We start from the raw sequence: 3,145 nt of genomic DNA, 5'->3' as shown, positions 1-3,145 counted from the left end.
GGACAGATGAAATGTGCGGGCAAAGACCCGTCGTCTGCTTCCCAGCAGTTTTACTCCCTTGTGTCATAAGCAATACTTATCATATCGACATTTCTCGTCCCGACACCCTTACTGCAACAGAACCCGAAATTGAGCATCGAGCAGTTTGTCTGGCCGCACCTGGGCCGCGGCCGACGTGGACCGCCCCCCACGCTACCGTTGCACAAGATGTTCAACTACGTCCTGAAGGCGCTCTATATCGGCTGTCAGTGGAAGATGCTGCCGATCGAAAACAATTCAAAGGGCCTGCCTGAAATCAATTACACGCGCGTCTACCGGATCATGCGGCGCTGGCAGGCCGATGGCAGCATCGGCCGGGTCTTTTCCGGGCTCGGTCCATCAGTTGCATGAAGACGAGCTTCTCGACCTCTCGGTCATTCATGGCGACGGCACGACGACGGCGGCAAGGAAAGGTGGCGAGAACCTGGGCTACAGCGGGCACAAGCACCTGAAGGGCGACAAGGTCGTAGCCTTCTGCGATCGCGGGTGCAACATCATCGCGCCATTCGTGGCGGCGCCGGGCAACCGCAACGAATCGCCCCTGCTGCGCGACGCGCTGCCCGGACTCACCGCCATGGCGCGCGCCATTGGCGCGGACTTGCAACGTTCAACCGTCAGTCTGGACGGCGTGTATGACTGTCGCGAAAACCGCAAGGCGATCTTCAACCGCGGCATGACGCCCAACATCCCGGAAAATCCCCGCAACCGCAATCAGAACAAACGTGGCCGCAAGCGTCATTTCAATGAGGCCATCTTCGAGGAACGCTTTCGGACCATCGAGCGCGTGTTCGCCTGGGAGGACAAGTTCCGCCGCCTGCTGCTGCGCTTCGAACGCATCAGTGACGTGCACTACGCCTTCAAGACTCTCGCCTACACCCTGATCAATCTTCGGCACTACTGCCACAGCTGATCCCACGTCCAGATCTTGCGGTACATCGTTGGCGCTTCGCGCCGTGATCGCGTTTGCTTCTGCCATGCGGATCACCTCGCATACCAAATCTTCGTTTCGCACCGGCGGTCTTGCCGTGTCCACCACTTTCTGCATCATCGGTTTCTTCAACTGGAAAGAATATCACCTGTGCTGAAACCCGCAACCACTTGCGTGATAAAGTGATTTTCTTTTCTTCATCACGACATCTTACGTGACTATCTCGCCAACTTGACAGTGCCCGCGCAGGCTGAGCTGGAACCTGAAATACCAACGCACCGCGCAACTGATGACCGATGCGGGAAAGCGATGACCGTGGTACAGCGATTTTGCATTTTTCATCATGCGATCTTACCCAACCATCTCGATAACGTAACAATGCCCGTCAACCTGACAGAGCCGTATCGGCCGCAGAGTCTGCGAGCAGGTTGGGCGGTTCATCCAGCTCGTCGGCATCTTCTACCATCATCGCGCCGTGCAGCGGGCAATGCGGCAGGCCTTCCTGATCAAGCACTTCCGCGCGGATTCGATCCTTGGCCTGCCGTTCAGTATCGAGGCGGAACGACAGGAGGCCGGGGCAGCGAGTCCAGTTGGTTGACTGCCGTCAGAACTGATTCGACGGCGTATTGGTGCGCGTACGAGTGATGATCCATTCCGTAGGTTTCCTGAATCATCCGTGATGCGGTTTCTCTCTGTTGGCCTTCAGGAATACAGGCCATTGCGTTGCGGACCTTATTGGCAAACGTGGGTGAGATCACTTGTGGTTCGGCATATTTCTCCCACGCTACGGGGTCTTTCTGCCTCTTACGCAAGCACTGAGCAGTGCGGTCATCTGCCTCCGGGTCAACTAACGGAATCAACCGCTCAAGTCGATTTTTCAAAAATTCGGCGCCCCCTTTGTCCATCGACCAAGGACCGTCCGTAGCCGCCTCTGTGCTCCATGCGCTATCTTCTAATCGAACAGCCGGTCCGTTGGCCCAGGGATCCATGACCACAGTCGACCTCGGGTCGCGGCTTCCGCGCCGCAACTCGCTCCAAGTGTGCCCCACTTTGACTGACATCTCATTACCGTCTTCGGTCATCTCTTTCATTGGCACTACAGCGGAAGTGGTCACACTCCGTTCGTTGACCGCCATGTGGGGGGCGTGGACGATGGCGCAAAGGGGAGCGGACTGATCGCAGACCGCCGCGCCCATGACCACTGCCACTGCAAGCTTGCTGTTTCCGTCTGATGCCATCTTTGCAACAGACGATCCGATACCGTTGTGTCCGAGCGAGGGAATGTCGTCCGCTTTAACGTTTCCTCGGCCGTGCTTGAGCATCAGGCGGACGTCGTGAACGGTTTGCCCGGCTGTCGCGAGTCTTGTCGGGCTCGTAACCTCGTCACCGATGACATATGCTCCCATGTGGTATGCAGCCTGCTGGATCTCATGCTGCTCCAGAGGTGTATCTCCGCCCCTGCGCAACCTGTCGGGACGCGTACCCAAGGAGGCCATGAGCGCTGATAACTCTGGCGATTGCGGCAGCGTTCTGCTTTCAAAGCTTGATAATGTCGAGGTTCGCGGTGACTCTTGCCTGTCATATGCGTCACTTAAGTCATGTGCGGCGTGTTGAGTCGAACCTGAGGATTTGGATAAGCAAAGTCCCATATCTGTTTACCTGTCGGGCAAAATATTTGGATCTGTCGCAATAAAGCGGTCTGCTATGCTGACGGGCCTTATTGCGTGACGTGATCGATGATCGAGAAGCTGAGTCCGGGTGTGGGAAAAGTACTCAAACGCTTGCATTACCCGCTGGACGTGATGTTGCTGTGCGTTCGGTGGTACGTGGCTTATCCGCTGAGCCTGCGCCATCTTGAACAGATGATGGCCGAGCGCGGGATTGCGGTCGATCATTCAACCGTTCATCGTTGGGCACTCAAACTGTTGCCGGTCCTGGAGAAGGCGCTTCGACGGCGCAAACTGGCGGGCGGCAAGAGCTGGAGGATGGACGAGACCTACATTCGCATCAGGGGTGAGTGGCGGTATCTCTATCGGGCTGTCGACAAGGCAGGCAACACCGTTGATTTTCTGCTGCGAGCCCCACGGGACAAGGCTGCGGCCCGGGCCTATTTCGAAAAGGCAATCGACCAGAATGGCGAACCCGGGACCGTGACGATCGACAGGAGCGGATCGAATC

5 protein-coding genes and 1 pseudogene are annotated in these 3,145 nt (G+C 57.1%); 3 read left to right on the top strand and 3 right to left on the bottom strand.

The annotated features are described in order from the left end of the window. Window positions 1–129 precede the first annotated feature (129 nt). The gene (locus tag AB3X89_RS39200) at window positions 130–390 is read left to right on the top strand and encodes a transposase (protein ID WP_368587937.1); all 261 of its coding nucleotides are present in this window, start codon (window positions 130–132) and stop codon (window positions 388–390) included. Next, window positions 341–949, top strand: coding sequence for a transposase (locus AB3X89_RS39195; RefSeq protein ID WP_368587936.1), 609 nt, complete (start codon window positions 341–343; stop codon window positions 947–949). The genes AB3X89_RS39200 and AB3X89_RS39195 overlap by 50 nt, the downstream gene beginning before the upstream one ends. A gap of 261 nt (window positions 950–1,210) precedes the next feature. On the opposite strand, the pseudogene AB3X89_RS39190 reads toward AB3X89_RS39195, so the two are convergent. The 3 genes and pseudogenes from AB3X89_RS39190 to AB3X89_RS39180 form a co-directional block, all read right to left on the bottom strand. Then, a pseudogene (locus AB3X89_RS39190) lies at window positions 1,211–1,309 on the bottom strand (IS6 family transposase); the annotation flags it as partial. Window positions 1,310–1,352: 43 nt separating this feature from the next. Next, the gene (locus AB3X89_RS39185) at window positions 1,353–1,481 is read right to left on the bottom strand and encodes a hypothetical protein (RefSeq protein WP_368587935.1); all 129 of its coding nucleotides are present in this window, start codon (window positions 1,479–1,481) and stop codon (window positions 1,353–1,355) included. 31 nt (window positions 1,482–1,512) lie between these two features. Next, complete coding sequence (locus AB3X89_RS39180; protein ID WP_368587934.1) at window positions 1,513–2,373, bottom strand: hypothetical protein; 861 nt, start codon at window positions 2,371–2,373, stop codon at window positions 1,513–1,515. A 330-nt stretch (window positions 2,374–2,703) separates the two neighbouring features. Here AB3X89_RS39180 and AB3X89_RS39175 point away from each other — a divergent pair. Continuing rightward, window positions 2,704–3,145 (top strand): IS6 family transposase (locus AB3X89_RS39175; protein WP_368587933.1); only part of this gene is annotated, 442 nt, incomplete at its 3' end.

The sequence above is a fragment of the Paraburkholderia sp. BR14320 genome (assembly GCF_040948665.1).
GTDB lineage: Bacteria > Pseudomonadota > Gammaproteobacteria > Burkholderiales > Burkholderiaceae > Paraburkholderia > Paraburkholderia youngii.
Note: the sequence above shows the minus strand (reverse complement) of the source record. Positions and strands in the feature narration are given on the sequence as shown.

Excerpts from the sequence above, each read along its gene's own strand:
- AB3X89_RS39180 (WP_368587934.1), bottom strand. The coding sequence starts at position 2,373 with ATGGGAGCATATGTCATCGGTGACGAGGTTACGAGCCCGACAAGACTC.
- AB3X89_RS39195 (WP_368587936.1), top strand. The coding sequence starts at position 341 with ATGGCAGCATCGGCCGGGTCTTTTCCGGGCTCGGTCCATCAGTTGCAT.